Origin of the sequence: Lysobacter helvus, assembly GCF_018406645.1 — a bacterium.
Taxonomy (GTDB): Bacteria; Pseudomonadota; Gammaproteobacteria; order Xanthomonadales; family Xanthomonadaceae; genus Noviluteimonas; species Noviluteimonas caseinilytica.
Window position 1 is genome coordinate 2,908,058 of record NZ_AP024546.1, and the last position, 17,045, is coordinate 2,925,102.

General features: G+C 69.1%; 16 protein-coding genes. 11 read left to right on the forward strand and 5 right to left on the reverse strand.

The window, feature by feature from the left end:
- Nucleotide 1: 1 nt before the first annotated feature.
- Genes mobA through LYSHEL_RS14245 form a run of 4 tightly spaced genes read left to right on the forward strand, consistent with a single transcriptional unit; the run spans nucleotide 2 to nucleotide 4,014 of the window.
- Nucleotides 2–586: a molybdenum cofactor guanylyltransferase gene (gene mobA / locus LYSHEL_RS14230; protein WP_213434708.1), complete on the forward strand. Its 585-nt coding sequence runs from the start codon at nucleotides 2–4 to the stop codon at nucleotides 584–586.
- A 2-nt stretch (nucleotides 587–588) separates the two neighbouring features.
- Nucleotides 589–1,809 (forward strand): molybdopterin molybdotransferase MoeA, encoded by a 1,221-nt coding sequence (locus LYSHEL_RS14235; protein ID WP_244858560.1) that lies wholly within the window; start codon nucleotides 589–591, stop codon nucleotides 1,807–1,809.
- 23 nt (nucleotides 1,810–1,832) lie between these two features.
- Entirely contained in the window at nucleotides 1,833–2,960 is a 1,128-nt protein-coding gene (moeB, locus tag LYSHEL_RS14240; protein WP_213434709.1) for a molybdopterin-synthase adenylyltransferase MoeB, read from the forward strand.
- A 34-nt stretch (nucleotides 2,961–2,994) separates the two neighbouring features.
- Complete coding sequence (locus tag LYSHEL_RS14245; RefSeq protein ID WP_213434710.1) at nucleotides 2,995–4,014, forward strand: DUF2272 domain-containing protein; 1,020 nt, start codon at nucleotides 2,995–2,997, stop codon at nucleotides 4,012–4,014.
- 6 nt (nucleotides 4,015–4,020) lie between these two features.
- On the opposite strand, the gene LYSHEL_RS14250 is transcribed toward LYSHEL_RS14245, so the two are convergent.
- Genes LYSHEL_RS14250 through LYSHEL_RS14260 form a run of 3 tightly spaced genes read right to left on the reverse strand, consistent with a single transcriptional unit; the run spans nucleotide 4,021 to nucleotide 5,337 of the window.
- Nucleotides 4,021–4,224 carry a hypothetical protein gene (locus tag LYSHEL_RS14250; protein WP_213434711.1) on the reverse strand — a complete coding sequence of 68 codons (204 nt, stop codon included), beginning with the start codon at nucleotides 4,222–4,224 and terminating at the stop codon, nucleotides 4,021–4,023.
- 19 nt (nucleotides 4,225–4,243) lie between these two features.
- Complete coding sequence (locus LYSHEL_RS14255; protein ID WP_213434712.1) at nucleotides 4,244–5,029, reverse strand: alpha/beta hydrolase; 786 nt, start codon at nucleotides 5,027–5,029, stop codon at nucleotides 4,244–4,246.
- The gene (locus LYSHEL_RS14260) at nucleotides 5,026–5,337 is read right to left on the reverse strand and encodes a DUF1244 domain-containing protein (protein ID WP_213434713.1); all 312 of its coding nucleotides are present in this window, start codon (nucleotides 5,335–5,337) and stop codon (nucleotides 5,026–5,028) included. The genes LYSHEL_RS14255 and LYSHEL_RS14260 overlap by 4 nt, the downstream gene beginning before the upstream one ends.
- Nucleotides 5,338–5,438: 101 nt before the next feature.
- Here LYSHEL_RS14260 and folD point away from each other — a divergent pair, with 101 nt between their 5' ends.
- The 5 genes from folD (at nucleotide 5,439) to tadA (ending at nucleotide 10,490) form a co-directional block, all read left to right on the forward strand.
- On the forward strand, nucleotides 5,439–6,326 hold the full coding sequence (folD, locus tag LYSHEL_RS14265) for a bifunctional methylenetetrahydrofolate dehydrogenase/methenyltetrahydrofolate cyclohydrolase FolD (protein WP_213434714.1): 888 nt from the start codon (nucleotides 5,439–5,441) through the stop codon (nucleotides 6,324–6,326).
- A 38-nt stretch (nucleotides 6,327–6,364) separates the two neighbouring features.
- Nucleotides 6,365–7,822: an IMP dehydrogenase gene (guaB, locus tag LYSHEL_RS14270; RefSeq protein WP_213434715.1), complete on the forward strand. Its 1,458-nt coding sequence runs from the start codon at nucleotides 6,365–6,367 to the stop codon at nucleotides 7,820–7,822.
- Nucleotides 7,823–7,919: 97 nt separating this feature from the next.
- On the forward strand, nucleotides 7,920–9,488 hold the full coding sequence (gene guaA / locus LYSHEL_RS14275) for a glutamine-hydrolyzing GMP synthase (RefSeq protein WP_213434716.1): 1,569 nt from the start codon (nucleotides 7,920–7,922) through the stop codon (nucleotides 9,486–9,488).
- Between the two features lie 103 nt (nucleotides 9,489–9,591).
- Nucleotides 9,592–10,014, forward strand: a complete 423-nt coding sequence (locus LYSHEL_RS14280) for a YciI family protein (RefSeq protein WP_213434717.1) — start codon at nucleotides 9,592–9,594, stop codon at nucleotides 10,012–10,014.
- 26 nt (nucleotides 10,015–10,040) lie between these two features.
- Complete coding sequence (gene tadA / locus LYSHEL_RS14285) at nucleotides 10,041–10,490, forward strand: tRNA adenosine(34) deaminase TadA (RefSeq protein ID WP_213437848.1); 450 nt, start codon at nucleotides 10,041–10,043, stop codon at nucleotides 10,488–10,490.
- A 1-nt stretch (nucleotide 10,491) separates the two neighbouring features.
- Here the strand turns inward: tadA and LYSHEL_RS14290 are convergent, their stop codons facing one another.
- Nucleotides 10,492–10,947, reverse strand: coding sequence for a DUF2721 domain-containing protein (locus tag LYSHEL_RS14290; protein ID WP_213434718.1), 456 nt, complete (start codon nucleotides 10,945–10,947; stop codon nucleotides 10,492–10,494).
- 66 nt (nucleotides 10,948–11,013) lie between these two features.
- Here LYSHEL_RS14290 and orn point away from each other — a divergent pair, with 66 nt between their 5' ends.
- Complete coding sequence (orn, locus tag LYSHEL_RS14295; RefSeq protein WP_213434719.1) at nucleotides 11,014–11,583, forward strand: oligoribonuclease; 570 nt, start codon at nucleotides 11,014–11,016, stop codon at nucleotides 11,581–11,583.
- A gap of 48 nt (nucleotides 11,584–11,631) precedes the next feature.
- Nucleotides 11,632–14,646, forward strand: coding sequence for a ligand-binding sensor domain-containing diguanylate cyclase (locus LYSHEL_RS14300; protein WP_213434720.1), 3,015 nt, complete (start codon nucleotides 11,632–11,634; stop codon nucleotides 14,644–14,646).
- Here the strand turns inward: LYSHEL_RS14300 and ppsA are convergent.
- The gene (gene ppsA, locus LYSHEL_RS14305; RefSeq protein WP_213434721.1) at nucleotides 14,643–17,015 is read right to left on the reverse strand and encodes a phosphoenolpyruvate synthase; all 2,373 of its coding nucleotides are present in this window, start codon (nucleotides 17,013–17,015) and stop codon (nucleotides 14,643–14,645) included. The two genes, LYSHEL_RS14300 and ppsA, sit on opposite strands and share 4 nt — an antisense overlap.
- Between the last annotated feature and the right edge of the window lie 30 nt (nucleotides 17,016–17,045).

Below are 17,045 nucleotides of genomic sequence, written 5' to 3' on the forward strand. Positions count from 1 at the left end.
GATGACGGCCGCGCCGCGCGCGACCGGCGTGACGCTCGGCGTGCTCGCCGGCGGTCGGGGGTCGCGGCTGGGCGGGATCGACAAGGCGTGGATCGTGCGCGACGGGATGTCGCAGGTGGCGCGCCTCGTGCAGCGGTTCGAACGCGAAGTCGATGCGGTGCTGGTGAGTGCCAATCGCGATCTCGTCCGTTACGAACACGCCGGCCTGCGCGTCGTCCCTGACCGCATCGCCGACCTCGGCCCGCTCGGTGGCCTCGACGCACTCGCGTCCGCCTGCGATACGCCGTGGTTGCTCACGCTGCCGGTCGACCTGGTCTTCGTCAACGACTGCCTGCTGCCGACGCTCGCGTCGGCGGGCGGGCAGGGCGCGTCCATCGAGGACGACGACGGGCCGCAACCGCTGGTCGCGCTCTGGCACGTGCCCGCGCTCCGCGATGCACTCATCGATGCGTTGGCGAGCACCGATCATTCCGTGCACGCCGTGCAATCCACCCTCGCAATGCCACGCCTCCGCTTGAACGGCGTGCGCCTGGGCAACCTCAACACGCCGGCGGACCTCGCCGCCGTCCACGCTTCGATCGGATGACCATGCGCGACGACGTTCCGATGCAACTGGCGTTCGACGATGCGCAGGCAATCGTCGATCGCGTCGCGGCGCAACACCGCATGCCGGTCGAACGCCTCGCGCTCGCGCGCACGCATGGCCGCATCCTTGCCGAAGATGTCATCGCCGCGATTCCGTCGCCGCCGTTCGACAACAGCGCGATGGACGGTTTCGCCGTGCGCCACGCGGACCTCGCGGGGCAGGGGGACACGACGCTGCCACTGGCGGGCGAACAATTCGCCGGCCTCGCGCGCGACCTCGTCCTCGCGCAGGGCACCTGCATCCGCATCACCACCGGCGCGCCGATGCCGACCGGCGCCGACACCGTGGTCATCCGCGAAGTCGTGCGCGACGAGGGCGATCGCATCGTCGTTCCCGCGGGCATCGTCGCCGGCGCCAACGTCCGCCACGCCGGCGAAGACGTGCGCATCGGCGATACCGTGCTCGACGCCGGCTGCGTGCTCACGCCCGCGCGCGTCGCCACCGCGGCCTCGCTCGGCGTCGATCAACTGTCCGTGTTCGCGCGCCCGACGGTCGCGGTGTTCACCACCGGCGACGAACTCGTCCCGCCCGGCATGCCGCTCGCGCCCGGCCAGATCCACGACAGCAACCGCGAACTGCTGATGGGCCTGCTGCGCGCCGACGGCCTCGAACCCACCGCCTGGCCCGCCTTGCCCGACAACCCGGAGCGCGTCGAATCCGTGCTGCGCGACGCCGCGTCGAGCTTCGACCTGGTGATCACCTGCGGCGGCGTCTCCGTCGGCGAGAAGGACCACGTGCCCGCGATGCTCGTCGCGCACGGCGAGATCCATTTCTGGAAGGTGCGCATGAAGCCCGGCATGCCGCTGCTGTTCGGCACGCTCGATCGCGCGCGGTTCCTCGGATTGCCGGGCAATCCCGTCTCCGTGTTCGCCACCTACGCCACGCTCGGCCGCCGCCTGCTCGACGGCCTGCAGGGCCGCACCCAACCGCGCCGCGCCTTCCGCGCGCAACTCGCCGCGCCGATCGACAAGCCGCACGCGCGCCGCGAATTCCTCCGTGGCCGCCTTGACGCGGGCGCCGACGGCGTCCTGCGCGCCTGGCCCGACGCCGCCACCGGCTCCCACCGCCTGCATGCGGCGGCCCGCGCCGACGCGTTGATCGTGGTCCCGGAAGGCCCGCAACAGCTTCCTGCCGGCACCGTCGTCGACGTGCTGCCGTATTGACGCAACGAGCGGATAATCGCGCCATGTCCCTGCATGTCCTTTCGCCCCGCCAGGCCCGCGAGCGCCAGCAGGGCGGTGCGATCCTCGTCGATGTCCGCGACGCGCACGAACGCGCGCTCGGCACTGCGCAGGGCGCGCGCGGCATCGACCGCGCCACGCTCGAAGCCGATCCCGCCGCGTACCTGCCGGACCGCGAGGCCGAGATCCTGCTGATCTGCCAGAGCGGCCGGCGTTCGCAGTTCGCCGCCGAAGCCCTGATCGCAAAGGGCTATCGCCACATCGCGTCCGTCGACGGCGGCACGCAGGCGTGGTCGCTCGCCGGCCTGCCGATGGACATGCCGCAACTCGACGACGATTTCAGCGAACGCTATTCGCGACACCTGCGCCTGCCGGAAATCGGGCTCGCGGGACAGAAGCGCCTGGAAGCCGCAACGGTGCTCGTCATCGGCGCCGGCGGCCTCGGTTCGCCCGTCGCGTATTACCTCGCGGCCGCGGGCGTCGGCACGTTGCGCATCGCCGACGACGACGTGGTCGATCGCAGCAACCTGCAGCGCCAGATCCTGCACACCGATGCGCGCATCGGCGTTGCGAAGGTCGAATCGGCGCGCGACACGCTGTCCGCGCTCAACCCGCGCACGCGCATCGAAGCGATCGCCGAACGCGTGACGTCGGCCAACGTGGAAGCGCTGCTGCAAGGCGTGGACGTCGTGGTCGACGGCGCCGACAACTTCCCCGTGCGCTACCTGCTCAACGATGCGTGCGTGAAGCTGGCCAAGCCGCTGGTGTACGGCGCGGTGCATCGCTTCGAAGGGCAGGCGAGCGTGTTCGATGCCGGCCGCCATCGCGGCGTGGCGCCGTGCTATCGCTGCCTGTTCCCGGAACCGCCGCCGCCCGAAGCCGCGCCCAATTGCGCCGAGGCCGGCGTGCTCGGCGTGGTGCCCGGGATCGTGGGCCTGCTGCAGGCCACCGAAGTCCTCAAGCTGCTGCTCGGGATCGGCCAGCCGCTCACGGGCCGGCTGCTGCACATCGACGCGCTGGGCCTGCAATTTCGCGAGACGCGGCTCGCGCCGGACCCGGATTGTCCCGTGTGTCCTGCCGGGCGTGATTTTCCCGGTTACATCGACTATGCGAGGTTTTGCGCCGGGGGCTGACCCGCTCGGGCCCCCGCAAGGACACGGGGACCCCATGGACGCACGCCGCCGATCGCTTCCCTTCGCCGCCCTGACGTTGCTCGCGCTCGCCTTCGCCGGCCATGCGCGGGCAGGGGAGCCTTGCCCGCTCAACGCACCGCTGCCCACCACGTGGGGCCAGCGCATCGCGTCGGTCGCCTGCGCCGAGCATCGCCTGTGGTATTCGCCGTTCCTCGACGAGCGCGGACGCCTGGCGAGCACCACCGTCGCGGAAGCCGAAAACGTGCGGCTGCAGGACCGAACCACGCCCGCGTGGCGCCGCGTCGTCGACTACTGGCGCGCGACCGGCTTGCTCTCGCAGATGTCCTCGCATCCCGGTGCGAACGAATGCGGCACGTCGGCGCTGGACAGCCTGTACGGCAGCGCGATCTGCCGCGCGTTCGTGATCGACACGCCGTGGTCGGCGGTGTTCGTCACCTTCGTCGAGATGCGCGCGAGCGTGCCGGGGTTCCAGGCTTCGGCGAGCCACGTCGATTACGTGCGCCAGGCCCTGCGCGGTGATCCCGCAGGGCCGTACCGCTTCGCCGATCCGGATGCGGAAACGCCCGCGATGGGCGACCTGCTGTGCTTCACCCGCGGCCTGACCGTGCCGTTGGGGTCCGCGAATTTCCGCGCCACGCTCGCCCGCGACGGCAGCGGCATGGCGATGCATTGCGACATCGTCGTGGAATCCGATCCTGCGGGCGGCACGCTCTACACCATCGGCGGCAACGTGCTGCAGGGCGTCACGATGCGCACGTTGCGGCTCAACCGCGAAGGGCGCGTGTGGGGCTTGCCGCGCAAGACCGCCACCCCGGTCGCGTGTCGCCCGGGCGCGGACGAGGCCTGCAGTTTCGATCGCCAGGATTGGGTGGCGTTGCTCAAGCTCCAGGTCACGGCGCCGCTGCCGCCGCCGATGGCACCGCCATCGCCCGCGTGCTGCACGCTGTGCGCATTGCCCATGCCGCCGGGGATGCAGCGTTGCCCTGCACCGTCGGCCGCGCCCTTGCAGGTGCAGCCACCGGCCACGCCCTGACGCGCGTCAGTTCGGTTGCGGTGCGGCTTCGTTCCGGCGTCGCGGACGCGAGCGCTGGTCCATCTGCACGCCGAGCAGCGTGTTGCAGTGGATGCACGAGAACGTGAGGCAGCGCCCCTTGGATTCTTCGTCGACTGTCGCGACCGCCGATTCGATGCGCACGTGCAACACGCGGTTGTTGCACTTCGGACATTCGGCCAGGTTGATCATGCGGCGTCCTCGGAAACGATCAGGGTGACGAAACGAAGTTCGATATCGCCTTCGCGTAGGCCGGATCGTTCGCGACCGAGGAATGATCGGCGTGCGGAAGGTCCAGCACCTGCGGGGGTTTCGGCAACGCGGCGAGCAGGCGATCGGTGCTCGCGGGCGGCACCACGTCGTCGCGGCCCGCGCGCACCACGAGCAACGGCCCGTTGTATTTGGCGAGGTACGCGGCTTCGTCGTAGCGGTCCTGCAGCAGCCAGCGCACCGGCAACCACGGGTAATGCGACTGCGCGACGTTGGCCATGCTGTCGAACGGCGTGACGAGCACCAGCTTCGCCACCGGGCGCTTCGACGCGACGTAGCTTGCCACCGCGCTGCCCAGGCTGCGGCCGATCACCACGATGCGCGCACCCGGCTGGCGCGCCTGCACCTGGTCGAACACGTACAGCGCGTCCTCGAGGATGTCCGCTTCCGTCGGCGTGCCTTCGCTCGCGCCGTAGCCGCGATAGGGCACCAGGTAGATGCTGCTGTGCGGGAACCAGCGCCCGAACTGCTGGCGCCGGTCTTCGATGCGCTCGGCGTTGCCGCCGAAATACACCACCGCGCCGGGCTGCCCGATGTTCACCAGCCAGCCGTTGAGCATCACGCCGTTGCGCGCGATGCCGAAGTCGGTCTGCTTGACGTCCGCGCGCGTGTCCTGCGGCAGGTACAACAGGTCGCGCTGCTTGGCGTACATCCACCCGCACATGCCGGCGTAGGCGAGGACGGGCAGGGCGGCCAGGGCGGCGGCGAGGGTCTTCTTGCGATTCATCGGCCGGCATCCTTGCGCTGGGCGGCATCGAAGGCCGCGAGTTGTTCCGGGGTCGCTTCGCGCTGGTGCCTGCGCTTCCAGTCGGCGAAGGGTTCGCCGTAGACCGACTCGCGCGCTTCGTCCTTCGTCATCGCGATGCCGCGCGCCTCGGCGGCTTCGCGGTACCAGTCGGCGAGGCAGTTGCGGCAGAAGCCGGCGAGGATCATCAGGTCGATGTTCTGCACGTCCGCGCGCTCGCGCACGAGGTGGTCGCGCAGGCGGCGGAAGGCCGCGGCCTCGATCTGCGTGGTTTCGAAATCGGCGTCCATGGCGTCCGCGCGTGTCCTGTTCCTGGCATAACGGCTCGCGAGGCTACAACGGGCCGGCATAATGCGCAGCCCGACTGCATCACAGGCCCGGTGGCCTCCGGATGACGAACGCCTCGACCCCGCCTCCCGCCCGCATCCTCGATGGCAAGCGCATCTCCGAGGACCTCCTCGATTCGCTCGCCCTGCGGGTCCGCGCGCGCATCGCGCAGGGCAAGCCCGCGCCCGGGCTGGCCGTGGTGCTGGTCGGCAACGACCCGGCCTCGTCGGTCTACGTGCGCAACAAGCGCCGCGCCGCGCAGAAGGTGGGCATCCGGGCGATCGACTACGACCTGCCCGAATCCACGACCGACGCCGAGCTGCTGGCCCTGGTCGACCGCCTCAACGCCGACCCGGACGTCCACGGCATCCTGGTCCAGCTCCCGCTGCCCGACCGCCGCGACGCCACCCAGCTGATCCACCGCATCGACCCGCGCAAGGACGTCGACGGCTTCCACCCGGAGAACGTGGGCCACCTGGCGCTGCGCCAGTTCGGCCTGCGCCCGTGCACGCCGCGCGGCATCACCACGCTGCTGGCCTACACCGACCGCCCGGTGCGCGGCGCCAGCGCGACCATCGTGGGCGTGTCCAACCACGTCGGCCGCCCGATGGCGCTGGAACTGCTGATCGCCGGCTGCACGGTCACCAGCTGCCACAAGTTCACCCCGCCGGCGGTGCTGGAGGCCTCCGTGCGCGGCGCCGACATCCTGGTCGTGGCCGTGGGCCGCCCGGGTCTGGTGCCCGGTGAATGGGTCAAACCCGGCGCGGTCGTGATCGACGTGGGCATCAACCGCCTCGACGACGGCCGCCTGGTGGGCGACGTGGGCTTCGACGCGGCCGCGCAGCGCGCCAGCTGGATCACGCCCGTCCCCGGCGGCGTGGGCCCGATGACGGTGGCCACCCTCATGCAGAACACTCTGGAGGCGGCAGAGGCATCGGACGGCGCCGCTTAAGAGGTAGAATGCCGCGCTTCCCGCACTCGGGGGGCTCCATGCTCCGCATCCAGGCAGAAGCGCTGACCTACGACGACGTCTCGCTCGTTCCCGCGCATTCCATCGTCCTGCCCAAGGACGTCTCGCTCGCCACGCGCCTTACCCGCAACCTGCGCCTCAACCTGCCCATCGTGTCCGCCGCGATGGATACGGTGACCGAAGCGCGCCTCGCAGTGACGATGGCCCAGCTGGGCGGCATCGGCATCCTGCACAAGAACATGTCCGCGCAACGACAGGCCGCCGAAGTCGCGCGCGTCAAGAAGTTCGAAGCCGGCGTGATCAAGGAACCCTTCACCGTCGCGCCCGACACCACGATCGGCGAAGTGCTGCGCCTCACGCGCGCACGCAACATCTCCGGCGTGCCGGTGGTGGATGGCGGTCGCCTCGTCGGCATCGTCACCGGGCGCGACATGCGCTTCGAGAAGAAACTCGACGATCCGGTCCGCCACATCATGACCAAGCAGGATCGCCTGATCACCGTGCGCGAAGGCGCCAGCGACGACGAAGTGCTGCAGCTGCTGCATCGCCACCGCATCGAGAAGGTGCTGGTGGTCAACGATGCGTTCGAGCTGCGCGGCCTGATCACGGTCAAGGACATCCAGAAGAAACAGGACAACCCCAACGCGGCCTACGACAGCAGCGAACGCCTGCTGTGCGGCGCGGCGGTGGGCGTGGGCGGCGACACCGAACAGCGCATCGAAGCGCTGGTGGCCGCGGGCGTGGACGTGATCATCGTCGACACCGCGCACGGCCATTCGCAGGGCGTGCTCGACCGCGTGCGCTGGGCCAAGAAAACCTTCCCGAAGCTCGAAGTCATCGGCGGCAACATCGTCACCGGCGATGCAGCGCTCGCCTTGATGGACGCGGGCGCGGACGCGGTGAAAGTCGGCGTCGGCCCCGGTTCGATCTGCACCACGCGCATCGTCGCCGGCGTGGGCGTGCCGCAGGTTACCGCGATCGACATGGTCGCCGAGGCGCTGCAGGACCGCATCCCGCTGATCGCCGACGGCGGCATCCGTTACTCGGGCGACCTCGGCAAGGCGATCGTCGCCGGCGCGTCGAGCGTGATGATCGGCGGCCTGTTCGCCGGCACCGAGGAATCGCCGGGCGAAACCGAACTGTTCCAGGGCCGCAGCTACAAGAGCTATCGCGGCATGGGCTCGCTCGGTGCGATGGAGCTGGGATCGAAGGACCGCTATTTCCAGGACGCCAGCGACGCCGACAAGCTCGTGCCCGAAGGCATCGAAGGCCGCGTGCCGTATCGCGGCGCGCTCAGCGGCGTGGTGCACCAGCTGGCCGGCGGCCTGCGCGCGACGATGGGCTATGTCGGCTGCGCGACGATCGAGGACATGCGCGTCAAGCCCTCGTTCGTGAAAGTCACCGCGGCCGGCACGCGCGAAAGCCACGTGCACGACGTGCAGATCACGAAAGAACCGCCGAACTACCGCGCGAGCTGAGGCAAGGGACCGGGGACCAGGGACCCGGGACCAGTAACAGCAACGACGTTTTGATTTCCCCGGTCCCCGGTCCCGGGTCCCCGGTCCCGGAGATTCCATGCACGACATCCATCGCGACAAGATCCTCATCCTCGATTTCGGCGCGCAGTACACGCAGCTCATCGCGCGCCGCATCCGCGAACTCGGGGTGTACTGCGAGATCTGGGCGTGGGACCACGAACCGTCCGAGATCGCCAAGTTCGGCGCGAAGGGCATCATCCTGTCGGGCGGTCCGGAATCCACCACGTTGCCGGGCGCGCCCAGCGCACCGCAGCAGGTCTGGGACGCGGGCCTGCCGATCCTCGGCATCTGCTACGGCATGCAGACGATGGCCGCGCAGCTGGGCGGCGCGACGGAAGCCGCCGATGCGCGCGAGTTCGGGCATGCGGAAGTCGAGATCGTCGCGCAGGATGCGTTGCTCGACGGCTTGAAGGACCAGCCGGGTTCGCCGCCGCGCCTCAACGTGTGGATGAGCCACGGCGACCACGTCGCCGCCGCGCCGCCGGGCTTCACCGTCACCGCGCGCACCGATCGCATTCCCGTTGCCGCGATGGCCGACGACGCGCGCCGCTGGTACGGCGTGCAGTTCCATCCCGAAGTCACGCACACGCGGCAGGGCCAGGCGCTGCTGCGCCGCTTCGTCGTGGACATCTGCGGCTGCGACACGCTGTGGACCGCGGCCAACATCATCGACGACCTCGTCGAGCGCGTGCGCGCGCAGGTGGGTTCGGACGAAGTGATCCTCGGCTTGTCGGGCGGCGTGGATTCGTCCGTCGTCGCCGCGCTGCTGCACAAGGCGATCGGCGACCAGCTGACGTGCGTGTTCGTCGACACCGGTTTGCTGCGCTTCGAGGAAGGCGACCAGGTGATGGCGATGTTCGCGCGCCACATGGGCGTCAAGGTGCTGCGCGTGGATGCGCACCAGCGCTACTTCGACAAGCTCGCCGGCATCGCGGACCCGGAAGCCAAGCGCAAGGTCATCGGCAACCTCTTCGTCGACATCTTCGACGAGGAATCCAGCAAGCTCGCGAACGCGCGCTGGCTCGCGCAGGGCACCATCTATCCCGACGTCATCGAATCGGCCGGCAGCAAGACGGGCAAGGCGCACGTCATCAAGTCGCACCACAACGTGGGCGGCTTGCCGGAACACATGAAGCTCGGCCTGGTCGAGCCGCTGCGCGAACTGTTCAAGGACGAAGTGCGGCGCCTGGGTGTCGAACTCGGCCTGCCGCACGCGATGGTGTATCGCCATCCGTTCCCGGGCCCGGGCCTGGGCGTGCGCATCCTCGGCGAAGTGAAGCCGGAGTACGCCGAACTGCTCGCGAAGGCCGACCACATCTTCATCGACGAACTGCGCAAGGCCGATCTCTACGACAAGGTGAGCCAGGCCTTCGCGGTGTTCCTGCCGGTGAAGTCGGTGGGCGTCGTGGGCGATGCACGTGCGTACGAGTGGGTGATCGCATTGCGCGCCGTGGAAACCATCGACTTCATGACCGCGCACTGGGCGCACCTGCCGCACGAGTTCCTCGGCCACGTGTCCAACCGCATCATCAACGAGCTGCGCGGCGTGTCGCGCGTGGTGTACGACATCAGCGGCAAGCCGCCCGCGACGATCGAGTGGGAGTAGGGCGCCCTCACGAAATAATTCCGGCGGGCATGTCGATTTTCGCCCCGCTCGTTCGTCGTCAAGGGTAAGGGCCTGGACGGGCCTGCCAACGAGGAGATCGACAATGCGCGTCATGGTCTTTGCAAAGATGGACCCGAACGTCCCGATGGAACCCACGCCCGAGCAGCTGGAAGCCTTCCAGGCGATGGATCGCTTCACGGAAGAACTCGTCGCCGCCGGCGTGTTCGTGGCAGGCGCGGGCCTCAAGCCCGAATCCGAGTCCAAGCGCATCGTCGACCAGGGCACGCAACGCATGGTCGTCGACGGTCCGTTCGCCGAAGCGCGCGAAGTGGTCGCCGGCTTCTCGATCTGGGAAGTGAAGGACATGGACGAAGCCCTGGCCTGGGCGATGAAGGCCCCGAACTTCGGCATGGGCGCGGTCGAGATCCGCCCGTTCTTCGAGGCGGCGGACCTGGAAGGCTTCGTGTCGCCCGAGGAACTGGCGGCGCCGCGCGACGGCGATCGCGGCAGGCTCGGGGTCGCGTGAGCCAAGCCGACACCGACATCGCCTGGATGCAACGCGCGCTCGCACTGGCCGAGCGCGCGGAGCACGAAGACGACGAGATTCCCGTTGGCGCGCTGCTGGTGTCGGCCGACGGCGAAGTGCTCGGCGAAGGCTGGAACCGCAACATCACCGATCGCGATCCGTCCGCGCACGCGGAGATCGTCGCGCTGCGCCAGGCCGGCGCGCGCATCGGCAACCACCGGCTGCTCGGCAGCACGCTGTACGTCACGCTCGAGCCTTGCGCGATGTGCGCGATGGCGATGGTGCATGCGCGCGTCGCACGCGTCGTCTATGGCGCGAGCGATCCGAAAACCGGTGCGGCCGGCAGCGTGTTCGACCTGCTGGCCGATCCGCGCCACAACCATCGCGTCGACGTGGTGGGCGGCGTCCTCGCCGAAGAAGCGGGCACGCGCCTGACCAATTATTTCCGCCGCAAGCGCGGCAAGCCGGCGCTCTGACCTACGTGCGCTTGCGGTCCAGTTCCTGGTCGATCTCCAGGTCGAAGCTGCGCACCGACAGGCTCACCTCGCTGCCCATCACGATGCTCGCCATGAGCAGGAACAGCACGCCCACCAGCGCGAGCGCCGTTGGCAGCAGTACCAGCCGGTTCCCCGTGAACGCATCCACCGCCAGGCTCAGGCTGGTGCCGACGAACGCGCCCAGCGCGCCGTAGAGCAACTGGCACGCGCGCAGCACGAGGTGCGCGCGGCGGCGATGGCGGTTGATCTGGTCGTCGCGCTCGGCGCGGTCCGGGGCGTCGTATTCCCAGCTCACGATCAGCGCCCGCAGCCGGTCCACCACGCGGGCCAGGCGCGCATTGGCCGAGACCAGCAGCGAGGCCGTGGCCGCCATCAGCAGGGCGGGGGCGAGCATCGCGGTCAGGATGGCGTAATGCGCCAGCGCGTTCTGGAACATGGGGCCTGCATCCGGGGGCGGGGGGCCGGGCTATGATGCGTCACCCTAGGCAGGCACCGCGAGCGCATGGCGAATTCCCAGAGCGAAGGACGGCTCATCTGGATCGACCTGGAGATGACCGGGCTGGATACCGGTCGCGATTCGATCCTCGAGATCGCCACCATCGTCACCGACTCCAACCTGGAGGTCCTGGCCGAAGGCCCGGAACTCGCGATCGTCCACCCCGTCGCCATCCTCGAATCGATGGACGAGTGGAACCGCAACCAGCACCGCAAGTCCGGCCTGTGGCAGCGCGTGGTCGCCAGCCGGGTCACGCTGGACGAGGCCGAGGCGCGCACGCTGGCCTTCCTGTCCGAATGGGTGCCCGCCAACGCCTCGCCGATGTGCGGCAACTCGATCTGCCAGGACCGCCGCTTCCTGCATCGCCTGATGCCGTCGCTCGAGAGGCACTTCCACTACCGCAACCTCGACGTGAGCACGCTCAAGGAACTCGCGCGGCGCTGGGCGCCCGGGATCCTCGGCAACCTGCGCAAGCAGGCCGCCCATACGGCCCTCAGCGACGTGCGCGATTCCATCGCGGAGTTGGCCTACTATCGGAAGCACATGGGGCCGCTGGCGGGCCTGCCGACCAACTAGGGGCAGGGCGCGCCGCGGAAGCCGAACGAGGGCCGCGCGATCGATCGCATGCACGCTGACCAAGCACAGGCCCGGCCCGCGCGGCGCGCACGCACCGCGGCGTTGCTGGCCTGCGCCGCGCTGCTGGCCCTGGCCGCGATCGTCCTGCCGGCCGCCGCGCAGGCCGCGCCCCACGACAAACCCGTCAACGCGTACTTCCGCGAAGTCTGGACCACGCGCGAAGGCCTGCCGCACAACCAGGTCAACGCGATCGCGCAGACGCCCGACGGGTATCTCTGGTTCGGCACCTGGGAAGGGCTGGTCCGCTACAACGGGCTCGAATTCCACGTCATCGATCGCAGCAACACGCCGGCGCTGCGCGACAACGGCGTGCGTTCGATCCGCGTCGCGCCCGACGGCGCGCTGGTGGTGGGCACTTCGCGCGGCGGCGTGAGCGTGCTGCAGAACGGCACGTGGCGCACCTGGGGCAAGGCGCAGGGCCTGTCGCAGGACGAGATCATGGATGCCGTGCGCGACCAGCGCGGCCGCCTGTGGGTCGCCACTGAAAGCGCGGGCCTGACACGCGTGGATCCCGACGGCCACGTGCAGGTGTATTCGCAGGGCCACGGCCTGCCGTCGAACGTGACGTTCGGGCTCGTGCGCGATCGCGACGATTCGATCTGGCTGTCCACCGCCGCGGGCATCGTGCACTTCGCCGGCAGCGGTCGCATCGTGGTGTACGACCACCACGACGGCCTGCCCGACGCACCGATCTTCCACCTCGAACAGACCAACGACGGCCGCCTGTACGCCGGCACCGAACGCGGCGCGTTCGTGCGCACGGGCGAGCGTTTCGAAGCGGTGTCGCCGCTGCTGCCCGCCGACGGCGTGCCGAGCATCGTGCGCGACGCCGCGGGCGACTTGTGGGTGGGCACGATCAACCACGGCCTGCTGCGCCTGGGCGCCAACGGCGTGGATGCACTCGGCAGCCAGAAGGGTTTGCCGAACAACCGCGTCGCCGCGTTGTTCGTCGATCGCGAAGGCAGCCTGTGGGCCGGCACCAACGCCGGGCTCCTGCGCCTGCGCGATGCGCCGTTCACCACGTACAACACCGAGCAGGGCCTGAGCGACGACTACGTGCGCGCGATCGCGCAATCGCGCGACGACAGCGTCTGGATCGGCACCAGCCGCGGCCTCAACCGCTGGCGCGACGGGAAGGTCACCAACGTCTACACCAGCGCCGACGGCTTGCCGGGCGATTCCATCCTCAGCCTGATGCCGGACGACGACGACAGCCTGTGGGTCGGCACGTATGTCGGCGGCCTGCTGCGCTTGCGCGACGGCAAGGTGGTCGAACACCACGACAACGCGAACGGGATGCCCGGCAGCAACCAGGTTCGCGCGCTCGCGCGCGGGCCCGACGGTGCGTTGTGGATCGGCACTTCGCGCGGGCTCGTCCGCATGCAGGACGGCAAGTTCAAGCTGTTCGGTTCGGATGCGGGCTTGCCGCGCGATTTTGTCCTCGCGCTGCACGTCGCGCGCGACGGCGCCGTGTGGGTGGGCACGGCGAACGGTGCGGCGCGCGTGGTGGATGAGCGCGTCGAACCGATCGACCTGCATTCGATGAACGATGCGCAGGACGTCTTCGATTTCCACGAAGACGCCGACGGCACGGTGTGGATCGCCACCGATCGCGGGCTGGTGCGGTATCGCAACGGCCGGAAGGCGGCGATCGGGCTGCCGCAGGGCCTGCCGGTGGATACGTTGTTCCAGGTGGTCGACGACGAAGCCGGCAGCCTGTGGCTCACGTCGAACCGCGGCGTGATGCGCGTGCAGCGCAGCGATGCCGAAGCGGTGCTCGACGGCCGGCGCAAGACGCTCAACCCCGACCAGTTCGGCGAAGCGGACGGGCTGGCGAGCAGCCAGTGCAACGGCGGTTCGGGGCCCGCGGCGATCCGCGATTCGCAGGGACGCATCTGGGTGGCGACCGCGCGCGGTGCGGCCACGGTGGATCCGACGGTGTTGCACAGCTACCGCCGCACGATCGCGCCGGTGGTGATCGAACAGATCCTCGCCGACGACCACGCGATGCCGACCGATGCGGCGCTGACGCTCGCGCCGGGCACGCGCAAGCTCGAGTTCCACTACGCCGGGCTCAACTTCCAGATGCCGCGCCTGCTGCGCTACCGGCATCGCCTGGTGGGCGTGGATGCGGACTGGGTGGAGCGCGGCAACCAGCGCGTGGCGCAGTACACCAACCTGGGGCCGGGCAAGTACAAGTTCATGGTCACCTCGTCCGCGCCCGGGCTGGGGCAGGGGTGGAATCCGCAGGTCACGACGACCGAGATCGAAATCCAGCCGCAACTCTGGCAACACCCGTGGTTCGCCGCGGCATGCATCCTCGCGCTTGCGCTGCTGGTGGTGGGCTACATCCGCTGGCGCACGCGCAGCTTGCGCGTCCGCGCGGTCGCGCTCGAAACCGTGGTCGACCAACGCACGCGCGACCTGCGCGACCAGACCACGCGCCTGCTGGTGGCCGACGAAGAAAAGACGCGCCTGGTACGCGAGCTGCAGGAGAAGTCGGAAGCGTTCGAGCGCCAGGCGCGCGAAGATCCGCTGACCGGCCTCGCCAATCGCCGGTCGCTCGACGAACGCCTGGCGCAGGCCTTCGACCTCGCGGTGCGCACGCAGCAACCGCTGACGCTCGCGTTGCTGGACATCGACCACTTCAAGCGCATCAACGACGAGTACTCGCACGCGGCGGGCGATGAAGCGCTGCGGGCAGTAGCCGAGGTGTTGTCGCGCCTGTTCGACGGCGGCACGATGCTGGCGCGCTGGGGCGGCGAGGAATTCGCGGTGCTGTTCCCGATCACGTCGCTGGAGCGCGCACGCGAGCTGTGCGAAGCCGCGCGTGCGGCAATCGAGGCGATGAATTGCGATGCGTTCGCGCCCGGCTTCCACATGACGCTCAGTGGCGGCGTGTGCGAGCGCACCGGCTTGTCGCACCACGAGAAACTGGTCAGCCGGGCCGACCAGTTGCTCTACGAGGCGAAGCGGGCAGGGCGGAACAGGATCGTCGGTTAGCCCTGCTTCGCCTTCGCCAGCTGCAGCCAGGTATCGACCACGGTGTCCGGATTCAACGACACCGATTCGATGCCCTGTTCCATCAACCACAGCGCCAGGTCCGGATGGTCGCTCGGCCCCTGGCCGCAGATGCCGACGTACTTGCCCTTCGCGCGCGCGGCCTTGATGGCCATCGACAGCAATTTCTTGACCGCCGGGTCGCGTTCGTCGAACAGGTTGGCGACGATCGCCGAGTCGCGGTCCAGGCCCAGCGTGAGCTGCGTCAGGTCGTTGGAGCCGATGGAGAAGCCATCGAACAGGTCGAGGAATTCGTCCGCCATCAATGCGTTGGACGGTACCTCGCACATCATGATGATCTTCAGGCCATCCTTGCCCTGCACGAGGCCGTTCTCGCGCAGCACCTCGATCACCTTGCGGCCTTCGTCCAGCGTGCGCACGAACGGGATCATCACCCAGCAGTTGGTGAGGCCCATCGTGTCGCGCACCTTCAGCACCGCGCGGCATTCCAGCGCGAAGGCGTCCTTGAACGACGCATCGACGTAACGGCTGGCGCCGCGGAAGCCGATCATCGGGTTCTCTTCGTGCGGCTCGTACTTGCTGCCGCCGATGAGGTTGGCGTATTCGTTGGACTTGAAGTCCGACAGGCGCACGATCACCGGATGCGGTGCCACGGAGGCCGTGATCGTCGCGATGCCTTCGGCGAGGCGATCCACGTAGAAGTCCACCGGGCTCGCATAGCCGGCCATCTTCGCGTCGATCTTCTGCTTCGTCGCATGGTCCTGCTTGTCGTATTCCAGCAGGGCCTTGGGATGCACGCCGATGTGGCTGGCGATGATCATTTCCAGGCGCGCAAGGCCGATGCCCGCGTTGGGCAGCATGCCGAAGTCGAACGCGCGGTCCGGGTTGGCCACGTTCATCATGATCTTCAGCGGCGCGGGCGGCATGTTGGCCAGGTCCGTCGTGGTGCGTTCGAAGGGCAGGTTGCCGTCGTAGATGAAGCCGGTGTCGCCTTCGGCGCAGCTGACGGTGACCTCGCTGCCGTCCTTGATCAGGTCGAGCGCGTTGCCCGTGCCCACGACCGCCGGCACGCCGAGTTCGCGCGCGATGATCGCCGCGTGGCAGGTGCGGCCGCCGCGGTTGGTGACGATGGCGGCGGCGCGCTTCATCACCGGCTCCCAGTCGGGATCGGTCATGTCGGCGACGAGCACGTCGCCGGGCTGCACGCGGTTCATGTCGTCGAGCGAGCGCACGACGCGCGCCACGCCCGCACCGATCTTCTGGCCGATCGCGCGGCCTTCGGCGACCACCGGGCCGCGCTCGCCGAGCGTGAAGCGTTCGATCTGCGTGGCATGGCCGCGCGACTTCACGGTCTCGGGGCGCGCCTGCACGATGAAGAGCTTGCCGCTGACGCCGTCCTTCGCCCACTCGATGTCCATCGGGCGGCCGTAGTGTTGTTCGATGATCAGCGACTGGCGCGCGAGTTCGTGCACGTCGTCGTCGCTGACGGAGAACTTGTTGCGCAACTCCGCCGGCGTGTCTTCGTTGCGCACGCGTTCGCCCGGCGCATCCGAATACACCATGCGGATCTGCTTGCTGCCGAGCGAGCGGCGCAGGATCGCCGGCTTGCCCTGGCGGAGGGTGGGCTTGAAGACGTAGAACTCGTCCGGGTTGACCGCGCCCTGCACGACGTTCTCGCCGAGGCCGTAGCTGGCGGTGATGAAGACCACGTCGCGGAAGCCTGATTCAGTGTCGAGCGTGAACAGCACGCCGGACGAACCCACATCCGAACGCACCATCAGCTGCACGCCGGCGGACAGGAACACGTCTTCGTGCTTGAAGCCGTGGTGCACGCGGTAGGCGATGGCGCGGTCGTTGTACAGCGACGCGAAGACTTCCTTCACCTTGCGCACGACGTCGTCGGCGCCTTCGACGTTGAGGAAGGTTTCCTGCTGGCCGGCGAAGCTGGCGTCGGGCAGGTCTTCGGCGGTGGCGGAGGAGCGCACCGCCACCGCCACGTCGCCGCCGCCGTTCTCCGCGCACAGCTTCGCGTAGGCGTCGCGGATGTCGCGGTCCAGGTCGGCCTGCAGCGGGGCGTCGATCACCCAGCCGCGGATCTCCGCGCCGGCGCGGTTGAGGGCGGGGACGTCTTCCACGTCCAGGCCCGCCAGGCGGTCGAAGATGCGCTGGTGCAGCGTGTTGTGCGCGATGAAGGCCTTGAAGGCGTCGGCCGTGGTGGCGTAGCCGCCGGGCACCGAGACGCCCAGCTTGGCCAGGTTGCCGATCATCTCGCCGAGCGAGGAATTCTTGCCGCCCACCTGCGCCAGGTCGGTCAATCGCAGGTCGTGCAGCCACAAAATGTTCGCGCTCAAGGCGGGGCTCCGGCTTTTCGATGGGGGAGG

Bases quoted from the DNA above. Each gene is read 5' to 3' on its own strand.
- LYSHEL_RS14300 (WP_213434720.1), top strand. From the start codon at position 11,632: ATGCACGCTGACCAAGCACAGGCCCGGCCCGCGCGGCGCGCACGCACC.
- folD (WP_213434714.1), top strand. From the start codon at position 5,439: ATGACGAACGCCTCGACCCCGCCTCCCGCCCGCATCCTCGATGGCAAG.
- moeB (WP_213434709.1), top strand. From the start codon at position 1,833: ATGTCCCTGCATGTCCTTTCGCCCCGCCAGGCCCGCGAGCGCCAGCAG.
- LYSHEL_RS14280 (WP_213434717.1), top strand. From the start codon at position 9,592: ATGCGCGTCATGGTCTTTGCAAAGATGGACCCGAACGTCCCGATGGAA.
- LYSHEL_RS14255 (WP_213434712.1), bottom strand. From the start codon at position 5,029: ATGAATCGCAAGAAGACCCTCGCCGCCGCCCTGGCCGCCCTGCCCGTC.
- guaB (WP_213434715.1), top strand. From the start codon at position 6,365: ATGCTCCGCATCCAGGCAGAAGCGCTGACCTACGACGACGTCTCGCTC.
- LYSHEL_RS14290 (WP_213434718.1), bottom strand. From the start codon at position 10,947: ATGTTCCAGAACGCGCTGGCGCATTACGCCATCCTGACCGCGATGCTC.
- tadA (WP_213437848.1), top strand. From the start codon at position 10,041: ATGCAACGCGCGCTCGCACTGGCCGAGCGCGCGGAGCACGAAGACGAC.
- orn (WP_213434719.1), top strand. From the start codon at position 11,014: ATGGCGAATTCCCAGAGCGAAGGACGGCTCATCTGGATCGACCTGGAG.
- LYSHEL_RS14250 (WP_213434711.1), bottom strand. From the start codon at position 4,224: ATGATCAACCTGGCCGAATGTCCGAAGTGCAACAACCGCGTGTTGCAC.
- guaA (WP_213434716.1), top strand. From the start codon at position 7,920: ATGCACGACATCCATCGCGACAAGATCCTCATCCTCGATTTCGGCGCG.
- LYSHEL_RS14260 (WP_213434713.1), bottom strand. From the start codon at position 5,337: ATGGACGCCGATTTCGAAACCACGCAGATCGAGGCCGCGGCCTTCCGC.
- LYSHEL_RS14235 (WP_244858560.1), top strand. From the start codon at position 589: ATGCGCGACGACGTTCCGATGCAACTGGCGTTCGACGATGCGCAGGCA.
- LYSHEL_RS14245 (WP_213434710.1), top strand. From the start codon at position 2,995: ATGGACGCACGCCGCCGATCGCTTCCCTTCGCCGCCCTGACGTTGCTC.
- mobA (WP_213434708.1), top strand. From the start codon at position 2: ATGACGGCCGCGCCGCGCGCGACCGGCGTGACGCTCGGCGTGCTCGCC.